The organism is Parasphingorhabdus sp. (assembly GCF_036964675.1).
In the GTDB taxonomy this organism is placed as follows: Bacteria; Pseudomonadota; Alphaproteobacteria; order Sphingomonadales; family Sphingomonadaceae; genus Parasphingorhabdus.
On the sequence record NZ_JBALTF010000004.1, the window covers coordinates 53,178 to 75,379 of the forward strand.

Below are 22,202 nucleotides of genomic sequence, written 5' to 3' on the forward strand. Positions count from 1 at the left end.
GTTACAGCCAATATATGACCGCAGAAAGAAGCTTCAAGTTCAGGCTTTTTCGTCAGCCTTTGCTTCATCTTTCTTCTCAACAGCAGCCACCTTCGGAGCCGCTGGCTCTTCAGCCTTTGCTTCTGCTGCTGCAGGAGCTGTTTCAGCCGCTGTCATTTCTGCTGCGATGTCCGCAATATCGGCAACCGCTGCTTCTTCGCCGGAAACCATGGCGCTAGCGTTTGCTTCGCTCGAGACGATCTGTTCGACCGGAGGAGCAACCGCTGCTCCGAGATCTACGCCCGCTGCAACCGAAGCGTCTTGGCCGCCCTTGGTCGCTGCCGCGGCAACGGATTCACAATAGAGGCGAATTGCCCGCGCTGCGTCATCATTGCCGGGAACCGGGAAAGCGATATTGCTTGGATCAACGTTCGAATCGAGGATCGCGACAACCGGAATACCCAGAACATTGGCTTCCTTGATAGCAAGTTCTTCCTTGTTGGCATCGATCACGAACATGACATCAGGAATGCCGCCCATGTCACGAATGCCGCCAAGCGAAAGCTCCAGCTTGATGTGCTCGCGCGTCATCTGCAGGACTTCTTTCTTGGTAAAGCCAGCGGTGTCACCACCGAGCTGCTCTTCCAGGGTTTTCATCCGGCGGATCGAATTGGAAATGGTTTTCCAGTTGGTCAGCATGCCGCCGAGCCAGCGATGGTTGACGAAATGCTGGCCGCTTGCGCGGGCTGCTTCGGCAATAGGCTCTTGCGCCTGACGCTTGGTACCAACGAACAGGACCTTGCCGCCAGCCGAAACGGCATTGGCGATAAAGTCGAGCGCCCGTGCGAACAGGGGCACGCTCTGCGAAAGATCAAGAATATGGACACTGTTGCGGGCGCCAAAGATGTATGGTTTCATCTTCGGGTTCCAGCGGTGAGTCTGGTGGCCGAAATGCGCTCCGGCTTCAATCAATTGTTGTAGGGTGACGACAGGGGCCGCCATAATATTTCTCCTTATCCGGTTATGCCTCTGGAAAGCTGAGAACCTCAAACGACCTGAAAGACCGCTATCGGCACCGGTATGAGTGCTTTCCATGTGGAATAAGCGTGCCGTTAAGGCGAAGCGGACCAGAATGCAACCACAAATTGTTGGCTGTCCGGACGGAATTATTCGCTGCGCAACGCTTCAATCGGCGACAGACGGGATGCGCGAACCGCCGGATAGCCGCCGAAGACCAATCCGATGACAGCCGAAAACAGGATGGCGCCAATGCCTACGCCAATGCCGATCGGCACCGGAAAGTCGGCATAAATCGTCAGCGCTGTGCCGGCGGCAATCGCCAGCGCCAGGCCAATGGCACCGCCAATCACGCATAATACGGCGGCTTCAACCAGAAACTGGTTCCGGATATCGCTGCGCTTTGCGCCAAGCGCCATGCGCAGCCCTATTTCCCGGGTTCGCTCGGTCACGCTGACCAGCATGATGTTCATGATGCCAATCCCCCCGACCAGCAACGAAATCGAGGCAATGGCAACCAATACGATCTGGAAAATCCCGGTAACCTGGGCCGATTCTTTCATAAATTCTTCGGTGGTTCGGATGGTGAACGGATTGATGTCCTTGCCCCGCACCCGATAGCGCTCTCGCAAGAGCTTGGTGATCTCGCGTTTTGCCTTCGGCAGGGAAACACCATCTTCGAAACCGACAAACAGCATTTGCAGATCATCGGGTCCGGAGAGAGAATCGCCAGCGAACCGCTGTCGAGTGGTGGTGATCGGCATGATCGCGATATCATCATTGTCATTGCCGAAGCTCGACCCTTTCGATTCCATCACCCCGATGACATTAAACGGCGCCCGGTTGATGCGGACCGTTTCCCCTATCGGATCATAATCGCCGAACAGCTTTTTCGCGACGCTGGGCCCCAGAACAACGACCCGGGCCGCAGAACGGACATCGGCTTCGCTGATGAACCGGCCGGAGGCGGCGGCCGCATTGGCAACCTTCCCGTAGCCCGGCGTTGCGCCAATCGCGCTGGTCGATGCATTGCGGCCCGCCACGACCAACTGGATCAAGGTACGCAATTGCGGTGCGATATCGGTAATGCCGCTAATCTGTTTTTCGATGGCGCGGGCATCCCGCATGGTCAGGCGACCGCGATCAAATGTGCTGCGCCCCCCTTCGCTGTCCGGTTGCGGGAAAATCAGCGCCATGTTGGAGCCCAGCGCGTTGATCGATTGCATCACCGATACCTGCGCTCCGGACCCGACGGCCACGGCGAGCGTAACCGCAAACACGCCGATCATCACGCCCAGCGTGGTCAATATCGACCGCATCAAATTGGTCCGCAGAGCCGTCATCGCGATTGCCACGTTGACGATCCAGGCAGAAGCTTTCTTTTCGAAATCGCCAATCATGAGCCGACCGTCCTGCGATTGGCAACGATGACATCCTCGATAACCTTGCCATCGCGAAACTCGATCCGCCGCTTTGCCCGATCCGCAATTTCGGCCTCATGGGTGACAACAATGATGGTGATGCCCTGATCATTGAGCCGCTCGAAAATCTCCATGATATCTTCGGACGTCTTGCTATCCAGCGCGCCCGTCGGTTCGTCCGCCAGCAAAATCACCGGCTCGGTCACCAGTGCCCGGGCAATCGCTACCCGCTGTTGCTGGCCGCCGGACAATTTAGCTGGCGAATGATCGAGCCGGTCACCGAGACCCATTTCCTCCAGTTTCGCCCGCGCCTTGGCTCTGCGCTCTTCGCTGCCGAGACCGGCGTAAATGAGCGGCACGGCGACATTATCGAGCGCCGTGGTACGGGCCAGCAGGTTGAATTGTTGAAAGACAAATCCGATTTTCTGATTGCGCAATTCGGCCAGCGCGTCGCCGTCCCGGTCCTGGGTGGCGATGCCATCAATGCGCACCTCGCCCGATGTCGGTATGTCGAGACAGCCGATCATGTTCATGAAGGTCGATTTGCCCGAGCCGCTCGCCCCCATGATCGCGACATATTCGCCGCGTTCGATCGAGAGCGACACACCATCTACCGCACGGACAGTTTCCCCGCCCAGAACGTAATTTTTGACCAGATCCCGGGTTTCAACCAGCGCCATCGCCTATTCGTTCTCGCTGGCGAGATCATCCTCATCTTCGTCTTCATTTGTCAGATTCCTGGTGCGTATCAGCACCCTTTCCTTTTCTTTCACGCCTTTGATGATCTCGACATAATCTTCGCCGACAAGGCCAATGGTGACTACCCGGCGCACGGGCGCATAGGGATCATCACTCGCCACCCAGATAACGGTCGCGCGTTTCTGTCCGGGCTTTCTGTCCGGCGAATTTTCAATGTCCTCCTCGGGGCGATCATCCTTGCGCGGCCGAAACCGGATGGCCGGCGTCGGGACCCGCAAGACATTGACCTTGGTGCCGGTGACAATTTCGACATTGGCGGTCATGCCGGTCAGCAATTTGCCATCCTTGTTGTCGACATCCAATATCACCAGATAGCTGACCACATTTTGCGCCTCGGTCGCGGATTTCCGGATTTGGCCGACTTTCGCGACGAACGTGTCATCGGGATAGCTATCCACGGTAAAGCGAACCACTTGATTCACCCGAACCTGGCCAATGTCGGCCTCATCGACGGAGGCTTCCACTTGCATGCGGCTGGTATCAGCGGCGATTTCAAACAGATTGGGCGTCTGGAAACTCGCCGCCACGGTGGTGCCGGGCTCGACCAGCTTGTTGATCACGACACCGCTGGTTGGCGCAACAATCCGCGTGCGGCTGAGGTCGAGCTGCGCCGAGGATAGCTCGGCATTACTTTGCGCAATTTGGGCGCGACCGCTTTGCGCTTGCGCCTTTGCGGTGCTGAGCGAGGCCTTTGCACTGGCCAACGCATTTTGCGCCTGATCGATACCGGCCTTGGACACAAATCCTTTGTCTGCAAGTTGCCGCTGCCGTTCATAATCGCGGGACTGGACGGCATAATCGGTTTCCGCACGAATGATCGACGCTTCGGCCTGCGCCAAAGTCGCACGCGCCAGGTCCACTTGCGCCCTTGCCTGGGTCACTCTTGCTTGAATGCGGGTCGGATCAATTCTGGCCAGCACCTGACCGGCGGTTACGGGCGAATTGAAATCGACATAGACATCGGTGACCTGCCCGGAAATTTCCGAGCCGACATTGATCGTATTGAGTGCTCGCAATTTTCCGCTCGCCGATACAATCCGGGCAACTTCGCCGCGAGTCACCGGTTCGGCAATATATTCATAATCGGGCGTCGACGGGACGATGATCTTGTACAATATGGCGATCAACAGGACCGCAAGCAGGCCAGAAATGACAGGATGTCTGCGCACCCAAATTAGCATCCGGTTGATGATCGCCTTGCTCCCTGTCTTACTTAACTAAGTCACTATGTCACGTGGTTTGAAGATGCGCAATAAGAGACGGTAGCGGCGCACGGCTGAAACGTCGGTTATATTGAGCGATGCGTCGCCTGCCCGGCCCCTTAGCATCCTATTATATAATCGGCGCTCAGCGACACCATCCCAAAGCCGATTCCCGGCTCCCATTTTGGGCATGTTTCAAATATCGCTTGACAATGAGAACAGATATGGAACATTAAGAGTTCATTGATAGAACAAATGGAATTATCACATGCTTACCATCGCCATTTCGACTTTTTTCATGTTCGCGTTTCTGGGCTCTGCCACCGTCATCGGGATGATGTTTTTTCAATATCGGGACAGAATTGCCAGCGTCATTCAAAATGAGTTGCGGGTCGCTGCTTCCGAAGCCGCTTCCCCGTCATCGGCCTATCGCCACCGCACAGTCAAAACGTCGCAGCTTATGAAGCAGCATCGCTCGCTGCAGCCCGCTCCGCTGCGCGCTGCCGCCTGACCTTGGCATAGCTTCTGACGCTGAAGGGAATCAGGATCAGATAGAAGCTGCTGATCACCGTAAGCATGATCCAGGGAGCGTTGATCAGCGCTACGCCGAGCAAGGCGATTACGGCAATCCCTTCCAGCCTGATATTTTTCCGCAAACGCAGGGAAGACCAGCTGTAGGTTGCCGTGTTGGACATCATCAGAAAAGCAATCAGTACGATCCAGGGCGACACGACCGCATAATGGCGGAAGATTTCCAGATCGGTAATCATCCACAAATATAGCGGCAGCATAGCCAGACCGGCACCCACGGGTGCCGGGATACCGGTCAGAAAGCCGGCCGATTTGTGCGGCTGGTCATCAGTGTCGATCAAGGCGTTGAACCGCGCCAATCTCAGGGCACAGGCGACAACCATCGTCAGCGCCAGGACCCAGCCAAATTGCGGCATATATTGAGTCGACCAGAGGAACATCACCAGCGCAGGCGAAACGCCAAAGGCAATGACATCCGACAGCGAGTCCAGTTCCGCCCCAAAACGACTCTGCGCATTGAGAAGACGGGCAATCCGGCCATCAAGGCCGTCCAATATGCCGGCCAGAACGATCGACGCAGCAGCCAGCACCCAATTGTCCATATAGGCGAAACGCACACTGCTCAAACCGACGCACAGAGCCAGCGCCGTTACCGCATTGGGAACAAAGGCGCGCAGCGATATGCCTCGCTCGGGTCGCTTCATCGAACCCTTGCTAGCCATCAGCGTTGCAGCATCCGGCCACTAGCCAACCCGGAGGTCATTGGCCGACGCCTTCGATCTCTTTCGTCTGCCCGATCACGGCAATGACGGTTTCACCGGCAATGCTGCGTTGCCCCAATACGACATTGGGTTCTGTCCCCTTGGGCAAATAGACATCAACCCGGCTACCGAAACGAATCAGACCGATTCGTTGTCCGGCGGCAACAAAATCGCCTTCCTTGACAAAGGCCATGATCCGCCGGGCCACCAGACCTGCAATCTGGGTAAAACCGACCTTGAGTCCGTCATTGCGTTCGACCAGAAAATGCTGCCGTTCATTTTCTTCGCTCGCCTTGTCCAGGTCAGCGTTCAGAAATTTTCCCGAAATATAGGCCTGGCGTTTCACCGTTCCCTCGATCGGAGTCCGGTTTACATGAACATCGAACACACTCATGAAAATTGAAACCCGGATCAATTCTTCGTCACCAAGTCCGCCCTCACCCTGCAGTTCCACGGGCGGTTTCACCGGCATGATCAGGTTTACCAGACCATCGGCAGGCGCAATAATATATTTTTCATCGAGCGGCGTAACCCGTTTCGGATCGCGGAAAAACGCCAAAACCCAGACGGTGATGCCCGCCATTGGCCATGCCAGGGTTTCCCAGGCCATGAGCGCAAAAAAAACGGTGATGACCCCGGCGATGACTGCAAATTTGCGGCCCTCGGGATGGATCGGCGGGAAAGACCATTTGGCTTCACCCAGCCCCTTGTTTGAATATTTTTCAATTGCCATGGTCGCTACTTAGTGGCGGGTCATTGTTCTGACAACACTCCCGTTGATATATTGGAAATTCAACATCGGAGATTTGCTTCACCGCCCGCAACTCTAGCCATCAACTCTGGGTTGAACAAATGACAATCTTTGCTAAGAGGCTGGCAACATCATTCCTCCCTCTGGTTCCCGTTTCAGGAAAGAATAAAACGATATGTCGAAAATCAAGGTCAAAAACCCGGTCGTCGAAATTGACGGCGACGAAATGACGCGGATCATCTGGCAATGGATTCGCGAGCGGTTGATTGAACCTTATCTCGACATTGATTTGCATTATTACGATCTCTCGATCGAAGTCCGCGACGACACCAATGACAAAATTACCGTCGATGCCGCCAATGCGATCAAGAAGCACGGGGTTGGCGTCAAATGCGCGACAATCACGCCGGATGAAGACCGCGTCGAGGAATTTGGTCTGAAACGGATGTGGAAATCGCCAAATGGCACGATTCGCAACATTCTCGGCGGCGTCGTGTTCCGCGAGCCAATCGTCATCGACAACGTTCCCCGCCTTGTACCCGGCTGGACCGATCCTATCGTTGTCGGCCGTCATGCCTTTGGCGACCAATATCGTTGCACCGACTTCAAGGTGCCGGGACCCGGCAAGCTTCGGCTGATCTGGGAAGGCGATAATGGCGATACGATCGACGAAGAAGTATTCCAGTTTCCATCCCCCGGCATTGCCATGGCGATGTACAATCTCGATGACTCGATCCGCGATTTTGCCCGCGCTTCGATGAACTATGGCCTGAACCGGGAATGGCCGGTCTATCTGTCGACCAAGAACACGATCATGAAGGCCTATGACGGGCGATTCAAGGACCTGTTCGAGGAAATCTTCCAGGCCGAATTCAAGGACAAGTTCGACAAGGCTGGGATCACCTACGAACATCGCCTGATCGATGACATGGTGGCTTCCGCATTGAAATGGAGCGGCAAGTTCGTCTGGGCCTGCAAAAACTATGATGGTGACGTGCAATCGGACACGGTCGCACAGGGCTTTGGTTCGCTCGGCCTGATGACCTCGGTGTTGATGACACCGACCGGCGATTGCGTCGAAGCAGAAGCAGCGCATGGTACGGTTACCCGCCACTATCGCCAGCATCAGCAAGGCAAGGCGACATCAACCAATCCGATCGCCTCGATCTTTGCCTGGACCCGCGGCCTGATCTATCGTGGCAAGTTCGATGATACACCTGATGTCACGCGCTTTGCCGAAACATTGGAGCGTGTCTGCATCCAGACCGTTGAAAATGGCGACATGACCAAGGATCTCGCGATCCTTATTGGCCCCGATCAGGCATGGATGACCACCGAACAGTTTTTCGAAGCCGTTCGATCCAATCTCGAAACGGAAATGCAAAACTGGAAATAGTCATTTGGAGCTAATGGGAATTTCGGGCGATTGGATAGCCTCTCGCCCGAAGCCCAGGCCGATGACACGCCCGGGGATGCGCCGCAACACAGGCATCCGGTTTAGCAGCCGCAATGGAAAGAACGGCTTTTCGATCGGCTTCGTCCGTCGCAATAGCGGCGCAATCACCCTGTCCTGCGCAAATTTCTGCAAGGCCTGCATCCGTCGTACCGGTTTGATTCTGCGGGCATAGACTTGCTCCAGCAACGGGTCGGGATCGCCTGCCCTCGCCATCGGGCCGGCCAATATATTGGCCGCAGTCACCGCGTCCTGAACCGCGACATTGATACCGACACCGCCAATGGGTGACATCGCATGGGCCGCATCGCCAATCGCCAGCAAGCCCGGGCGATGCCAGCGCTCCAGACGATCAAGCGCCACTTCCAGAATTTTCACCTGATCCCAACTGGATATCTGATTGAAAGCCTCGCTCAGCTCAGGGACCAGAGACCGCAGGCCAGCCCGAAACGCTTCCAGTCCTGCCGCCTTCACTGCATCGGCATGTCCCTTGTTGAAAACATAGGCGCATTGATAATAATCCTGCCGATCAATCATCACCATGAACCGGCCCGCTTGCACCGTTCCAAAGACGTCACCGCCATATCCCTGTGGTTTGTCGATGCGAAACCAGAAAACATCCATCGGCGCGCCGATATTCTGCAGCGGCAGATCGGCTTTGCCGCGCAGTACAGACCTTCTGCCGTCGGCGGCGATGACCAGTCTGGCATCGAGCCTTTGCCCGTCCATGGCCTCGACACCGCACACACGCTCAGCCTGGTCGTACAGAAGATCAACCGCTTCGGTTTCCATGTGCAGTTCGAACCCGGCATATCTTTTTGCCCTGATCGCCATGAAGTTGAGCAAATCCCATTGCGGCATCATCGCGATATAAGGCGCCGCTACCGGTAAATAGCGAAAATCCACTGCCTTCATCTGGCGTCCGGCGATGTAAATCGATGCCTGATCCACTCTGCTGTGCGGCAGTTCAAGCAGGTCATCCAGCATGCCCAGTTGATGGAAAAGCTCCAGCGTCGAAGGATGAACCGTATCGCCTCTGAAATCCCGAAGGAAATCAGCATGTTTCTCCAGCACGGCCACTTTCAAGCCGGCACGCGCGAACAGCAATCCCGCCATCATCCCGGCCGGACCGCCGCCCACAATCAAAATATCGCGATTAATATCCATCATTCGCGCTCTCCGTCATGTAACCTGCTGACAAATAGCATTGTTCGAGTATAGAGTTGCATGATGCATAGTCCACTCGACAATCCCGCCTTTATCGACGCCATTGTGATTCTGGGCGCAGCCGGAATCGTCATTCCCGCCTTCACCCGTTTTCGGATCACACCGATCATCGGATTCATATTGGTCGGTATTCTGCTCGGCCCGTCCGGCCTTGGGTCACTCCAGAGTCAATATCAATGGCTACAATTTGTCACGATCAGCGATCGCGAGGCCATCGAACCCTTTGCCGAAATGGGCATCATATTGCTGCTTTTTTCCATCGGACTCGAATTGTCGTTCAAACGCCTATGGTCGCTGCGCCGGCTGGTATTCGGTGTCGGTGCGGCAGAGTTGCTGGCGTCGGGCCTGATCATCGGGTCTGTATTATATCTACTCGGTCAGAATGCCGCCGGTGCCCTGGGCCTGGGCCTGGCCCTTGCGCTGTCCTCGACCGCTCTGGTTCTGCCCATGTCAGGGACAAAAAGCCCGGTCGGCCGTGCCGCACTGGCCATGCTCTTGTTCGAGGATGTCGCCATTGTTCCGATCATATTCCTCCTTGGAGCGATCTCACCGGCGATAACCGCCGATGGCGGATGGGATGATCTGGGACGAACGCTTCTGTTGGGCGGCGCGGTCATCATCGGCATGCTGGTCCTTGGCCGACTATTGCTGCCGCGAATTTTTGCCCAAGCGGCACGCACCAAGAGTCCGGAACTGTTCCTCGCCGTCAGCTTGCTGGTCATCATCCTCGCCAGTCTCGCCACCGCCGCGACAGGATTGTCACCGATCGTCGGCGCCCTGCTCGCTGGCCTGCTCATCGCGGAAACCGAATATCACGGCGAAGTCGAAGTCATCACGCAGCCGTTTAAGGGCCTGGCGCTTGGCGTATTTCTGATCACCGTCGGCATGCAGGTCGATATTCGCGTGGTCCTTGAAAATTGGGGAAGCCTGCTCACCGCCGTCGTCGGTGTCGTCGTCGTGAAGGCTGTCGTTACCGGGGGCCTGCTGCGTTTTGCCGGTGCTCGCGCCGGGACGGCGACCGAAGCCGGCGTTTTGATGGCCAGTCCCTCTGAAACCACCTTGATCGTATTGGCCGCAGCAACGCAGGCGCAGCTGATCCAGCCACAGACGGCGGCATTCTGGCAGATTGTCACCGCCATCGGTCTGACCATCACCCCCTTGCTCGCCCGCTTTGGCCATGACATCGCACGCCGGATGGAAATGCGCAGCGGTGGTGGTCTTGCTCCGGATGAACGGCCGGTGGAAGCCCAACAGACAATAATCATCGGTTTTGGCCGGGTCGGCAAGCTGATCGCCGATCTTCTGACGACCCATGATCAAAAATTTCTGGCGGTGGAAACCAACATTGATACGGTCGCCAAAGCCCGCCGTGAGGGCTATCCGGTCATTTTTGGCAATGTGTCCCGCAACGAAATGCTCGACCGGTTGCGACTGGGCCATGCAAAGGCTCTGGTCCTGACGATGGATGAGCCGGTTCTGTCGGTTCAGATCGTCAAAAAGGTCCGTGCATGGGTGCCTGATCTCCCGATCATCGCAAGGGCGCGGGATATTGAACATGCCGCCGAACTCTATCAGGCCGGCGCAACCAATGCCGTGCCGGAAGCGCTCGAGGGATCCCTGCAATTGTCAGAGGCGGTGCTCGTCGAAAATGGCGTTGCGATGGGCCCGGTCATCGCATCAATCCATGAACTGCGCGATATCTACCGGAAACAGATTCAGGAAGAAGGCGACCTGGAAAAGGAACCCAAACTGAAATCCGTGACCACTTCCATTGGACGGGCTACGGCAGACGATTTGGTGCCGGACGGGCTCAGCCCGCAAGAACAGCCCTGATAGCGGCAATCGCATCGTCGGCTTTGGCGCCATCGGGACCGCCACCCTGTGCCATGTCCGGACGACCGCCGCCGCCCTTTCCGCCGACTGCGGCTACTCCGGCCTGAACCAGATCAACCGCGCTGAAACGCTCGGTCAGATCATCGGTTACGCCAACCGCAACGGTTGCCCGGCCATCATTGACCGCCACCAGCGCGCTGACGCCGCTCGACAGCTGCTTCTTCGCCTGATCGACCAGTCCGCGCAATTCCTTGGGATGCAGACCCTGGATAACCTGGCCGGCAAAGGCGATATCGCCAATAGTTTCCGTTTCCGCCGCTTTCGCGCCACCGCCATCCCCGGCCAGAGCCAGCGCCTTCTTCGCCTCGGTCAATTCCCGCTCCAGCTTCTTGCGTTCCTCAACCAGAATCGCGACGCGATCGGCGGCTTCTTCGGGAGAGGCCTTGAGCGTTGCGGCGATCGCCTTGAGCTTGGCATCGCGGTCCGTGAACCACAGGCGCGCTGCTTCACCAGTTAGCGCTTCGATTCTCCGGACTCCACTGGCAACAGCGGATTCCGAAACAATCGCCATCAGACCAATATCGCCCAGCGCATGGACATGGGTGCCGCCGCATAATTCCACGGAATAATCCAGCTTGGCTTCCCGACCCATCGACAGCACGCGAACCTCATCGCCATATTTTTCCCCGAACAGCGCAAGCGCGCCTGCGGCGACCGCATCATCGGGACTCATCAGGCGGGTGGTTACCGGACTATTGCCGCGAATTTGCGCGTTTACGTCCGCTTCAACGGCCTGCATTTCGGACTCGGTCAGTGCGGAGACGTGCGAGAAATCGAACCGTAGACGATCCGGTGCAACCAGGCTGCCCTTCTGCGTTACATGATCGCCGAGATGATGCCGCAGCGCCTTGTGCAGCAAATGGGTGGCACTGTGATTGGCCCGAAGCGCACTACGCCGATCCTTATCGACAACAAGATGGACCATATCCCCGACCGACACGGAACCGGACCTGATTTCAATCTGATGGGCGTGAAGCCGCCCGAGCGGCTTTCTGGTGTCGGTGACGGCAGCAGCGAAACCGTCCGCGCCGGAGATCTGACCAGCATCGCCCATCTGGCCGCCGCTTTCGCCGTAAAATGGCGTCTGATTGGTCAGCAGCATTACAATGTCGCCGCTCTGCGCGACTTCGATTTCAGCGCCGTCCTTGACCAGCGCGACCACGACGCCCTCGCCTTCCTCGGACGTATAGCCGGTAAATTCGGTGCTGCCTTCGCGCTCGGCAATGTCGAACCAGATCGCATCGGAAGCCTGATCGCCGGACCCTTTCCAGGCGGCACGGGCGGCGGCTTTTTGCTCGGCCATCGCCTTGTCAAAACCTTCGCGATCGACACCCAGCGACTGCGCGCGCAACGCATCTTCGGTCAGATCATAGGGAAAACCGAATGTATCATATAGTTTGAACGCGGTTTCGCCGGGGAGAATATCACCTTCGCCCATATCAGCGATTTCCGCGTCGAGCAGCTTCAGGCCATTGGCCAACGTCTGCCGAAAATTAACTTCTTCGCGCAGCAGGGTTTCTTCGATCAGCGGTTTTGCCCGGATCAGTTCGGGAAAGGCATTGCCCATTTCTCCAGTCAGAGACCCTACCATGCGGTGCATCAACGGATCCTTGGCACCGAGCAAATGGGCATGGCGCATCGCCCGCCGCATGATTCGACGCAGCACATAGCCGCGACCCTCGTTCGATGGCAGCACGCCATCGGCGACAAGGAAGGATGAGGCGCGCAGATGATCGGCGATCACCCGGTGGCTGGCCTGGTTGTCGCCGGTCGTGACAGTACCGGTCAGCGAGCCGGATTCGGCGATCAGCGCCTTGAACAGGTCGATGTCGTAATTGTCGTGGACGCCCTGCATGACGGCAGCAATGCGCTCGAGCCCCATGCCGGTGTCGATCGACGGTTTCGGCAGATCAACACGATCGCCTTCGCCGCGCTGATCATATTGCATGAACACCAGGTTCCAGATTTCGACAAAGCGATCGCCGTCTTCGTCCGGACTGCCCGGAGGGCCACCGGCGATATGCGGACCATGATCATAGAATATCTCGCTGCACGGGCCGCAGGGCCCGGTATCACCCATCGACCAGAAATTGTCACTGGTCGCGATACGAATGATCCGCTCATCCGGCAGGCCGGCAATTTTCTTCCACAGATCAAAGGCTTCGTCATCGGTATGATAGACGGTCACGGTCAATCGGTCGGCAGATATCCCCCAATGTTTTGTGATCAGGTTCCATGCATGATGGATCGCCTGTTCCTTGAAATAATCGCCAAAGGAGAAATTACCCAGCATTTCAAAGAAAGTATGATGGCGCGCGGTATAGCCGACATTGTCGAGATCATTATGCTTGCCGCCAGCACGGACGCATTTCTGGCTGGACGTGGCGGTGGAAAAAGAGCTCTTCTCCGCCCCGGTGAAGATATTCTTGAACGGAACCATGCCGGCGTTGATGAACATCAACGTCGGATCATTATAGGGTATCAGCGGCGCGGACGGCACGATCTCGTGACCCTGGGCCGCGAAATAGTCGAGGAACGACCGTCTTATATCATTGGTTGTTTGCATGAAATTGACTTAGGCGAGCGATCTGCCGTTGACAATCCTGCATTGCACCAGCCCGCAAAATCAATGGCTTGTTCAGGCATAGGCATAGGGTCCGCCTTTTTCGAGCGCCAGCTGATATTGCGGACGGGCATGAATGCGCTCGAGCCAGGCGAGAAGGTTGGGATAGCGTTCATCCAGACCGGCGCGGGACTGGCAGGCTTCGAGCGGAAAGCTCATCATGACATCGGCGGCGGTCAGTTCATCACCGGCAAAATAGTCGCGGTCCGAGAGCTCTGTTTCGAGCCAGACCAGCAGATCGGTGACCATCTGGCCAACCGGCTTGCGCGCGGGAAGCCCAAGCAGGCCAAGCCGTCCAACCACCAGCAGACCATATAGCGGCGGCATCATCGAACCCTCCGCGAAGTGGAGATATTGGGTATAGAGGCGAGCGCCCTTGGCATCCTTCGGAGCGCCCAGCTTGCCACCCGCTTTCTCCACCAGATATTCGGCAATCGCAGCGGTCTCGATTATGACTTCGCCATTATCTTCGATCATCGGTGATTTGCCAAGCGGGTGAACGGCCTTGAGGCTATCTGGCGCTTTCTGGGTCTTGGGATTACGCTCATAGCGTTTGATCTCATAGGGAAGTCCCAGTTCCTCGAGCAGCCAGATGATGCGCTGCGAACGGCTGTTTTCGAGGTGATGGATGGTGATGGTCATTGCTATATTGGCCTTTCGAAAAGCTCAAAGTTTGTCAAAGTTTGGGCCAACGAAGCGTTGTAAGAGGCCAAATGTCAATCTTTTCCAACATTTGACCCGTCCAAATTAAATGAAAATGGGCCGTCCTTGCAGTCGGGGGACAGAAGGACGGCCCTATGCCAGGGATCGCCTCGGGGGAGACTGATCCGGCAAAACCTGCGAGATTTTCTGTTCACCATTCCAGCGCCGCCGGAACCACCGAAGATCAGCTTCAAGCAAGTGGCGGTACCAACAGTCAGAAGCTTGCTTCTGTCGCTGCTATGATGGTCAAATCATCTATTCATCATCGTCATTGGCTTTGGCAACCGGGCCCTTCATCATTTCCTCGGCAACTTCTTCCTGTTTGCCGCGAATCTGATTTTCCAGCTTCGCCATCATTTCCGGATTTTCCAGCAGGAAGCGTTTCGAATTTTCGCGCCCCTGCCCGATGCGAACCGAGTCATAAGAGAACCAGGCACCCGATTTTTCGACGACGCCGGCCTTCACGCCCAGATCGATAATCTCGCCGACCTTGGAAATGCCCTGGCCGTACATGATGTCAAACTCGACCTGCTTGAACGGCGGCGCGACCTTGTTCTTGACCACTTTGACGCGGGTGGTGTTGCCGACAATATCATCGCGTTCCTTGATCTGGCCGGTACGTCTGATGTCGAGGCGCACCGAAGCATAGAATTTCAGCGCATTGCCGCCGGAGGTGGTTTCCGGATTGCCGTACATCACGCCGATTTTCATGCGGATCTGGTTGATGAAGATCACCATGCATTTGGAGCGACTGATCGAGCCGGTCAGCTTGCGCAGCGCCTGACTCATCAACCGGGCTTGCAGACCAACATGGGTATCGCCCATTTCGCCTTCAATTTCAGCCCGCGGAACCAGAGCGGCGACCGAATCGACCACCAATATGTCGACCGCATTGGAACGCACCAATGTATCGACAATCTCGAGCGCTTGCTCACCGGTATCGGGCTGGGAGATGATCAGTTCGTCGGTATCGACGCCCAGTGCCTTGGCATAAATAGGGTCCAGCGCATGTTCCGCGTCAACAAAGGCAGCGGTACCGCCAGCCTTTTGCGCTTCGGCGATCACGTGCAAGGCGAGCGTTGTCTTGCCGGAGCTTTCCGGTCCGTAAACTTCGATCACGCGTCCTTTTGGCAATCCCCCGATGCCAAGCGCGATATCCAGTCCCAGGCTACCGGTGGAAATGGCTTCTATTTCCAGTGCCTTGCGCTGGCCCAGCTTCATTGCCGAGCCCTTGCCGAAGGCGCGATCTATCTGCGCCAATGCGGCGTCGAGCGCCTTTTGTCTGTCTGATGAGTTCAATTGATTTTCCGATTCTACGACTTTTAAATTGCCGGCCATTTGCCTGTCCCCTTCGCTAAATGTTTAACCACTATCAATCAATGATTGTGATTATGTACCGTATTTGTTCTTGCAGAACAAGAGGGGAACATGATTTATTTATATTTCTGCTATCTCACTGAATTGCAATCCAGATCATGCGTCATTCTACGCCGGCTTGGCATGTTCGGCCAGAGTCTCGCCGACCGCTTCGGCAATTTGCGCGACCGAAAACGGCTTGGGCAGAAAATTGACCTTGTCGAGATCGATCGACTTGCGCAATTGCTCCTCGGCATAGCCGGACATGAACAGAATCGGCAGGTCAGGATAATTTTTGCGGACATGTTTCGCCATCGTCGGGCCATCCATATTCGGCATCACCACATCGGAAACAATCAGGTCGAACTGCTGCTCCTTGTCGGCCTGAAGGGCGAGCAGGCCCAATGCTTCCTCGCCTTCACTGGCGGTAACCACCGTATAGCCCTGGCGTGTGAGCGCCCGCTCTGCGACCGCGCGCACCATATCCTCATCCTCGACCAGCAGGATATGTCCTGTGCCCCACAATTCCTTCCTGGCCGTCGCCTTGACCGGCGGCGAATTCAAAGTGGCCCGCTCCAGGTCTTCCTTTGTCGGATGATGAACCGGGAAATATATCGAAAAGGTGGTGCCCTGGCCGGGTTTGGAATCGGCAAAAATATAGCCGCCGGACTGTTTGATGATCCCGTAGACCGTCGACAGGCCCAGACCGGTGCCCTTGCCAACTGCCTTGGTGGTGAAAAATGGTTCGAATATCTTGCCGATGACATGCGGCGGAATGCCGTTTCCGGAGTCGGAGAAGATCAGCGATGTATAATCGCCGACCGGCAGGATATCGCTCTTCAGCGCGCGCACGTCAGATGCCACCACCGCCTGAGTGGAAATGGAAATCTTGCCACCATGGGGCATCGCATCCCGGGCGTTGACGCCAAGATTGATGATCACTTGCTCAAGCTGTCCCGGATCCGCGCGGACCAGACCCAGATTGCGGCCATGGCGCACTTCCAGTTCGATAGTCTCGTCGAGCAGACGCTTGAGCAGATTCGAGACATCCGCCACCACGTCGGGCAGCTGCAGCACCTGTGGCCGCAGGGTCTGCTGCCGCGAGAAAGCGAGCAATTGCCGGGTCAGACCGGCGGCGCGGTTGCTGTTATTCTTGACCTGCTGGATATCATCATAATCGCTGTCACCCGGCGCATGGCGCAGCAGCATCAGGTCGCAATGACCGATGATGGCGGTCAGAATATTGTTGAAATCATGGGCCACGCCGCCGGCAAGCTGCCCGACCGCCTGCATCTTCGTCGCCTGCGCCACCTGGCTCTTCAATTTCGATTCTTCGCTATTGTCGCGAATCGACAGCAGCACCGCTGCCTCGCCCAAGCCGCGAACGCCGGCGATACCCAGCGCGACCGGCTCCTCACCGCCATTGCGCAGCCGCACCGCCAGATCCCCGGCCATTGGCGGGCCGCTGGCGTAGCGACGCACGGCATCGGAAACCGCCGATTTGTCATCGTTGATCATCAGGTCACCGGGATAGAGCGGCTGTTCCTTTTCGCCAATGCCGGCGGTTTTGGCAAAGGCCTCGTTGAGAAACAGGAAACGTCCGTCGCGGTCGGTCAGGGCGAGACCCAGGGGCAACAGCGACAACATCGATTCAACCTGCTCCAGTGCCTTGCCGCGCTCGACCATCCCGCCATCATCGTCGATCAGCAGGATCAGCGCCGGACCTTTTTCCTTTTCCCGGTCGAGCGGAATATGGAAAAGGCGCACCGGGGTGCCATGCCGTCCTTCGCGTTCGAAAAAGATCGTGCCCTTGTCATCGGAACGCAGGAAATTGATGAAATTGCGGCCTGATATATTCGCATCAACCCGGCCGGTTGCGCGCAAGGCAAAGGCCTGATTGGAAGCGCGGATCCGCCCTTCGCCGCCGATCACGCTGGCCAATATGCCGACTTCCGAAAAGGCACGACCGCCGCCACCGCTGACCAGACCAATCATGTCATCCAGCAGGTCCGCCGGAATTTGCGGTATCATCTGCCAGAGCAGATATTCATCGCCCTGCCCGGCCCGGACGACTTTCGCGCTATATTCGGCAACGCCGCGTTTCAGGCCCTCGGCATAGCCGCGGCCATCCCGCCAGGCGTTGCGGCCCGCCGTCGCCAGCAGTTCATTGCCGCCCGCCTGCAACGGCAGTTCGGGAGGGACCGCTGCACCATTGAACCATTTGGTAAAAAGCTCGTTGGCACAGACCAGCCGGCCAGCCCGGTCGGTAATCGCCAGGCCGATAGAAGACTGATCGGCGACCATGCGGGTAACCGCCCAATCTTCGGGATCAGCAAGGTCCTGATCCGTGGCGATATTTTGCGGTCGCAGAAAAAGGCCGATCCCGGTCAGGCTGAGCATCAGGGCGAGAAAAGCGATGATCAGGGTGAGATTCTGCACTTGCCAGTAGAGCAGCCCGGCCGAAGCCGACAGCGCAAGCACAAGCAACGCGGCCCTTGTCCGCACATCGGCCTGCGCCTTGCGCGTGCTGGGGTTCAGCAATCCACTCTTGTTCTGCGCTTTACTGGCCATCGCCGGCCCTGTCGGCGAGGATTCTGCTCAACCGCCCTTTCCGTTTCCGGCCAATCCACCAGCGCCATCCGAAGGAACTGACCAAATAGCCGATGGCGGCAAAAACGATCGCAAACAGCAGAAATCCGAATGCGGTCACCCCGGCTTCACGTACCAGCCAGGTCAGCCATTGGCCAAATTCGCTTTGCATGTGGGTGTTGATCGGCTGGCCGGCGGTCATCGCATCAATCTGCAAGACAAATTTTCCGACCTGATTGGCCGCAGCAATCCAGAACGGATAGGTCAGCGGATTGGTGATGAAGGTGGTAATCGCTGCAATCGGTACATTGGCGCGCACCGGTAGCGCCAGAAAAACCGCTGCGAATATCTGGCCCACGGGGATCAGAAAGGCGGCCAGCATGCCCAGGGCAACGCCACGCGGCACGGAACGCCGTGTGAAACGCCACAGCTCGGAGCGCAAAAAGCGATGGGCGATCGGTTTGAGAAATTTGTTCCGCTCCATCCCGGCGCGGGTTGGCATTTTTCTCTTTAGCCAATGCACAACGTAGATGATCAAGCGCGCAGCAAAATCCTTGTCATGAATATTGGGTTTGTGTTCAGCCATGTTCGCGCATCAGCCGACCCTGCTGCCTTTTCCAGTCGCGATCCTTTTCGGTCTGCCGTTTATCCGGTGCTTTTTTGCCTTTGGCCAGCGCCAGTTCCAGCTTCGCCCGTCCCTTGCTGTTGAAATAGATCGACAGCGGCACGATCGTCATGCCCTTGCGCATTACCGCGCCATGCAGCTTGTTTATCTGGCGCCGGCTGAGCAGCAATTTGCGCGGGCGCGTCGGGGTGTGATTATAGCGGTTACCATGGCTCCATTCCTGAATATTGGCGTTGATCAGCCAGACCTCGTCATCCTTCACCTCGGCATAGCTTTCCGCGATCGTGCCCGCTCCAGCGCGCAGCGATTTCACTTCCGTACCAGTCAGCATGATTCCGGCTTCAAACTTGTCATCCAGAAAATAGTCATAGCGCGCGCGCCGGTTTTCGGCGACGACCTTCTGCTTGTCAAATTCCTCCGGCCGCGGTTTTGCCATCAGATCAACCCTGCCCCTTCCAGAGCAGCGTCCACAGCCTTGCGGCTGGCTTCGGACGGTGGTGTCATCGGCAAGCGCAAGTCGGTCGAGAAATTGCCAAGGACCCGCGACATGGCATATTTGATCGGCCCGGGAGACGCGTCCGAGAACAGGGACTTGTGCAGCGGATAGAGCACATCATTCAGCTTGCGCGCCTTGGCATAGTCGCCCGCAGCACAGGCAGCCTGGAACTCGGCGCATAATTTTGGGGCGACATTGGCAGTGACGGAAATACAGCCAACTCCGCCAGCTGCGCTAAAGGCCAGCGACAGTTCGTCGACCCCCGAAAGCATCACGAAATCATCGGCACAGTTGAGGCGATGCTCGGTGACCCGGTCGAGGTCGCCGCTGGCGTCCTTGATCGCCACCACATTGGGCAGCTTCGATAATGCCGCCACTGTGTCCGGCATGATATCAGTCACCGTCCGCGCTGGAACATTATACAGAACCAGCGGCAAATCGACATTTTCGGTCAGGGTGGTAAAATGGGCGGTAATGCCTTCCTGATTGGGCCGGTTATAATAAGGGGCGACGACCAGGCCCGCCGCTGCGCCGCATTTCTTCGAGAAATTCAGGTGCAACATGGCATTGGTTGTGTCATTGGAACCGCAGCCGGCGATAACCGGCACCCGGCCAGCCGCCTGCTCGATGCAGACTTCGATAACACGATGATGTTCGGCATTGGACAATGTAGACGCTTCGCCGGTTGTCCCACAGGGCACAAGGGCGCTGCTGCCCTGGTCGATCTGCCAGTCCACCAGAGCGCGAAACTGGTCTTCGGCAAACGCTCCGTCGCGAAAGGGAGTCGCCAGAGCCGGAATTGAGCCCGAGAACATCTAATAATCCTTTATGTTACCCTTGGAAATTGGCAAAGCCAACCCCAAGTCATTTTCAATATTAACGGTGATATAGTTCGCCGTTCAGCGCCTGATAAGGAGCCTAGCCGTAAAATGTCCAGCATGGTATCAAGATTTGTTATAGCGGCACTGCTTTTCACCCCTGCCACCTGCATGGCAGCCGACAATCTCGGCGAACAACTGGGCTGGCAAAATGAGAGCGCGGGCCTGTCCGATCCAACCGGCGGCAATGCCGTGCTGGGCTTGCAGCGCTGGCGCGTGTTGACGCAATCCGACAATTATTCTTTCGAGGATTATGCCGGGTTTCTGGTCACCTTCCCGGGATGGCCGGAAGATACGCGCATGCAGCGCAACGCCGAACAGGCAATCAATATCAACAGCTTCTCACCAGCGCGCGTACTTGCCTATTTCTCTCGATTCGAACCCACAACCAACGCCGGTGCTGCCAAATATGCGGTTGCCCTGCAAGCAGCCGGACAGCGGGACAAAGCCAATCAATGGGCAAAAACAGCCTGGCGTGGCGGCACGCTGACGGAAGAAGATGAAGCGGCGCTAATCTCGCGGTTCAGCTCGGCGCTCAGCATTGACGATCATGATGCGCGCATGGATGCGCTGTTATGGGCAAGAGCAACCCGGGACGCAGCGCGCCAGCTGGGCTACGCCTCGGCAATGCGGCGGCCGGTGTTCGAAGCGCGGCTGGCCCAGCTGACCGAATCCGCCGATGCCAATGAAAAGGCCAGCGCCGTCGGTGCCATCGCCCGCGATGATGCAGGCTATCTGGCTGATCGCGCCCGCTATTTGCGCAACCAGGGACAAAGTGCAGCCGCGCGGCAATTGCTGGCCACCCGTCCGGCACTGCGCGTCAAACCAGCTGCGCCGGACACCTGGTTCGAGGCGCTGCTGATCAACGCCGAAGCGGCCGCGAACGACCGGCAATGGTCGACGGCTTATGATATCGCCTCGAAAATCGACGATGCCTATGACGTCCCGACCCGGATCGCCGATCAGAATTCCCGCATCCGCGACAAATATTCCGATCTTGCGTGGATAGCCGGCACTGCTGCGCTGAACGGCATGCGGCAGCCGGCCAAGGCTGTGCCCCTGTTCGATCTTTATGCACAATCCTATGACTCGCCCAACATCACGTCCAAAGGCTATTATTGGGCGGGCCGCGCCGCCGCCGAAGCCGGGCAAACCGAACGGGCCAATGCCTATTTCGAAAAAGCCGCGGCCTTTCCGGACCATTTCTATGGCCAATTGTCGCTGGAACGTCTGGGCCGTCCGCTGCCGGTCTTCAACCGCAAGCCGGCGGTCGAAATCACCGACGCAGACCGCAAAGCCTATGACAACGATCCTCTGGTCATCGCCGCCAAGGCTTCGATCCGCACCGGCCCCTGGCGCGAGCAGATCCGCTTTCACCGGGCGCTCGCCTATAATGCCAAGACACCCAAGGACTATATGCTGCTCAGCGATTTTTCGACTCGCGTCGGCGCACGCGACCTCGGCGTGATCAAGGGTATCAGCGCTCTGAGTGCCGGAGTCGGTGCGATCGACGAGACCTCTTTTCCAACCATGCAGATTCCCTTTGGCCATGAAGGCAGCTGGACCCTGATCCACGCGATCACCCGGCAGGAAAGCCAGTTTGCCGAAGGTGCGATCAGCCATGCCGGTGCCCGCGGCCTGATGCAGCTGATGCCCGGCACCGCCCGGGAACAGTCGGGCAAGGCAAATCTGTCCTATAATGTCTCGTCGCTGACCGACGACCCGCAATATAATATCCAGCTCGGCAGCGGCTATATCCAGCGGATGATGGACTATTATGGCGGCAGCTACCCGCTCGCGATCGCGGCCTATAATGCCGGCCCCGGCAATGTGAACAAATGGCTCCGCGCCAACGGCGACCCGCGCATGGGCGGCATCGACTGGGTCCAGTGGATCGAGGACATCCCGATTTCCGAAACCCGCAATTATGTCAAGCGCG

At 57.2% G+C, this 22,202-nt stretch carries 17 protein-coding genes; 3 read left to right on the plus strand and 14 right to left on the minus strand.

The genetic code is table 11. The features are described from left to right. Positions 1-39: 39 nt before the first annotated feature. From rpsB to V7665_RS01805, 6 genes are all read right to left on the minus strand, one after another. Positions 40-981 carry a 30S ribosomal protein S2 gene (rpsB, locus tag V7665_RS01780; RefSeq protein ID WP_335662816.1) on the minus strand — a complete coding sequence of 314 codons (942 nt, stop codon included), beginning with the start codon at positions 979-981 and terminating at the stop codon, positions 40-42. Between the two features lie 164 nt (positions 982-1,145). Next, positions 1,146-2,396: an ABC transporter permease gene (locus V7665_RS01785; RefSeq protein ID WP_335662817.1), complete on the minus strand. Its 1,251-nt coding sequence runs from the start codon at positions 2,394-2,396 to the stop codon at positions 1,146-1,148. Further along, the gene (locus V7665_RS01790; protein ID WP_335662818.1) at positions 2,393-3,097 is read right to left on the minus strand and encodes an ABC transporter ATP-binding protein; all 705 of its coding nucleotides are present in this window, start codon (positions 3,095-3,097) and stop codon (positions 2,393-2,395) included. Before V7665_RS01790 ends, V7665_RS01785 begins: the two co-directional genes overlap by 4 nt. Positions 3,098-3,100: 3 nt before the next feature. Next, positions 3,101-4,345 carry an efflux RND transporter periplasmic adaptor subunit gene (locus tag V7665_RS01795; RefSeq protein ID WP_335662819.1) on the minus strand — a complete coding sequence of 415 codons (1,245 nt, stop codon included), beginning with the start codon at positions 4,343-4,345 and terminating at the stop codon, positions 3,101-3,103. A gap of 491 nt (positions 4,346-4,836) precedes the next feature. Continuing rightward, complete coding sequence (locus V7665_RS01800) at positions 4,837-5,631, minus strand: CDP-alcohol phosphatidyltransferase family protein (RefSeq protein ID WP_335662820.1); 795 nt, start codon at positions 5,629-5,631, stop codon at positions 4,837-4,839. A gap of 37 nt (positions 5,632-5,668) precedes the next feature. Further along, positions 5,669-6,403 carry a phosphatidylserine decarboxylase gene (locus V7665_RS01805; protein WP_335662821.1) on the minus strand — a complete coding sequence of 245 codons (735 nt, stop codon included), beginning with the start codon at positions 6,401-6,403 and terminating at the stop codon, positions 5,669-5,671. A 193-nt stretch (positions 6,404-6,596) separates the two neighbouring features. Between V7665_RS01805 and V7665_RS01810 the strand changes: the two genes are divergently transcribed. Continuing rightward, positions 6,597-7,817 carry an NADP-dependent isocitrate dehydrogenase gene (locus V7665_RS01810; RefSeq protein ID WP_335662822.1) on the plus strand — a complete coding sequence of 407 codons (1,221 nt, stop codon included), beginning with the start codon at positions 6,597-6,599 and terminating at the stop codon, positions 7,815-7,817. Here the strand turns inward: V7665_RS01810 and V7665_RS01815 are convergent, their stop codons facing one another. Then, on the minus strand, positions 7,818-9,044 hold the full coding sequence (locus tag V7665_RS01815) for an FAD-dependent oxidoreductase (protein ID WP_335662823.1): 1,227 nt from the start codon (positions 9,042-9,044) through the stop codon (positions 7,818-7,820). 60 nt (positions 9,045-9,104) lie between these two features. On the opposite strand from V7665_RS01815, the gene V7665_RS01820 reads away from it, so the two are divergent. Beyond that, the gene (locus V7665_RS01820; protein ID WP_335662836.1) at positions 9,105-10,934 is read left to right on the plus strand and encodes a cation:proton antiporter domain-containing protein; all 1,830 of its coding nucleotides are present in this window, start codon (positions 9,105-9,107) and stop codon (positions 10,932-10,934) included. Here V7665_RS01820 and alaS read toward each other — a convergent pair. The 7 genes from alaS to dapA form a co-directional block, all read right to left on the minus strand. Further along, positions 10,912-13,560, minus strand: coding sequence for an alanine--tRNA ligase (gene alaS / locus V7665_RS01825; RefSeq protein ID WP_335662824.1), 2,649 nt, complete (start codon positions 13,558-13,560; stop codon positions 10,912-10,914). The two genes, V7665_RS01820 and alaS, sit on opposite strands and share 23 nt — an antisense overlap. A 72-nt stretch (positions 13,561-13,632) precedes the next feature. Beyond that, positions 13,633-14,259, minus strand: coding sequence for a glutathione S-transferase family protein (locus V7665_RS01830; RefSeq protein ID WP_335662825.1), 627 nt, complete (start codon positions 14,257-14,259; stop codon positions 13,633-13,635). 315 nt (positions 14,260-14,574) lie between these two features. Continuing rightward, complete coding sequence (recA, locus tag V7665_RS01835) at positions 14,575-15,657, minus strand: recombinase RecA (protein WP_335662826.1); 1,083 nt, start codon at positions 15,655-15,657, stop codon at positions 14,575-14,577. A gap of 147 nt (positions 15,658-15,804) precedes the next feature. After that, the gene (locus V7665_RS01840) at positions 15,805-18,246 is read right to left on the minus strand and encodes a response regulator (protein WP_335662827.1); all 2,442 of its coding nucleotides are present in this window, start codon (positions 18,244-18,246) and stop codon (positions 15,805-15,807) included. Beyond that, positions 18,236-18,850 (minus strand): DUF2062 domain-containing protein, encoded by a 615-nt coding sequence (locus tag V7665_RS01845; protein WP_335662828.1) that lies wholly within the window; start codon positions 18,848-18,850, stop codon positions 18,236-18,238. The genes V7665_RS01840 and V7665_RS01845 overlap by 11 nt, the downstream gene beginning before the upstream one ends. Further along, positions 18,843-19,325 (minus strand): SsrA-binding protein SmpB, encoded by a 483-nt coding sequence (gene smpB, locus V7665_RS01850; protein WP_335662829.1) that lies wholly within the window; start codon positions 19,323-19,325, stop codon positions 18,843-18,845. The genes V7665_RS01845 and smpB overlap by 8 nt, the downstream gene beginning before the upstream one ends. Then, positions 19,325-20,200 (minus strand): 4-hydroxy-tetrahydrodipicolinate synthase, encoded by an 876-nt coding sequence (gene dapA, locus V7665_RS01855; RefSeq protein ID WP_335662830.1) that lies wholly within the window; start codon positions 20,198-20,200, stop codon positions 19,325-19,327. Before dapA ends, smpB begins: the two co-directional genes overlap by 1 nt. Before the next feature lie 114 nt (positions 20,201-20,314). Between dapA and V7665_RS01860 the strand changes: the two genes are divergently transcribed. Next, on the plus strand, positions 20,315-22,202 hold a 1,888-nt coding region (locus V7665_RS01860; RefSeq protein ID WP_335662831.1), incomplete at its 3' end, for a lytic transglycosylase domain-containing protein.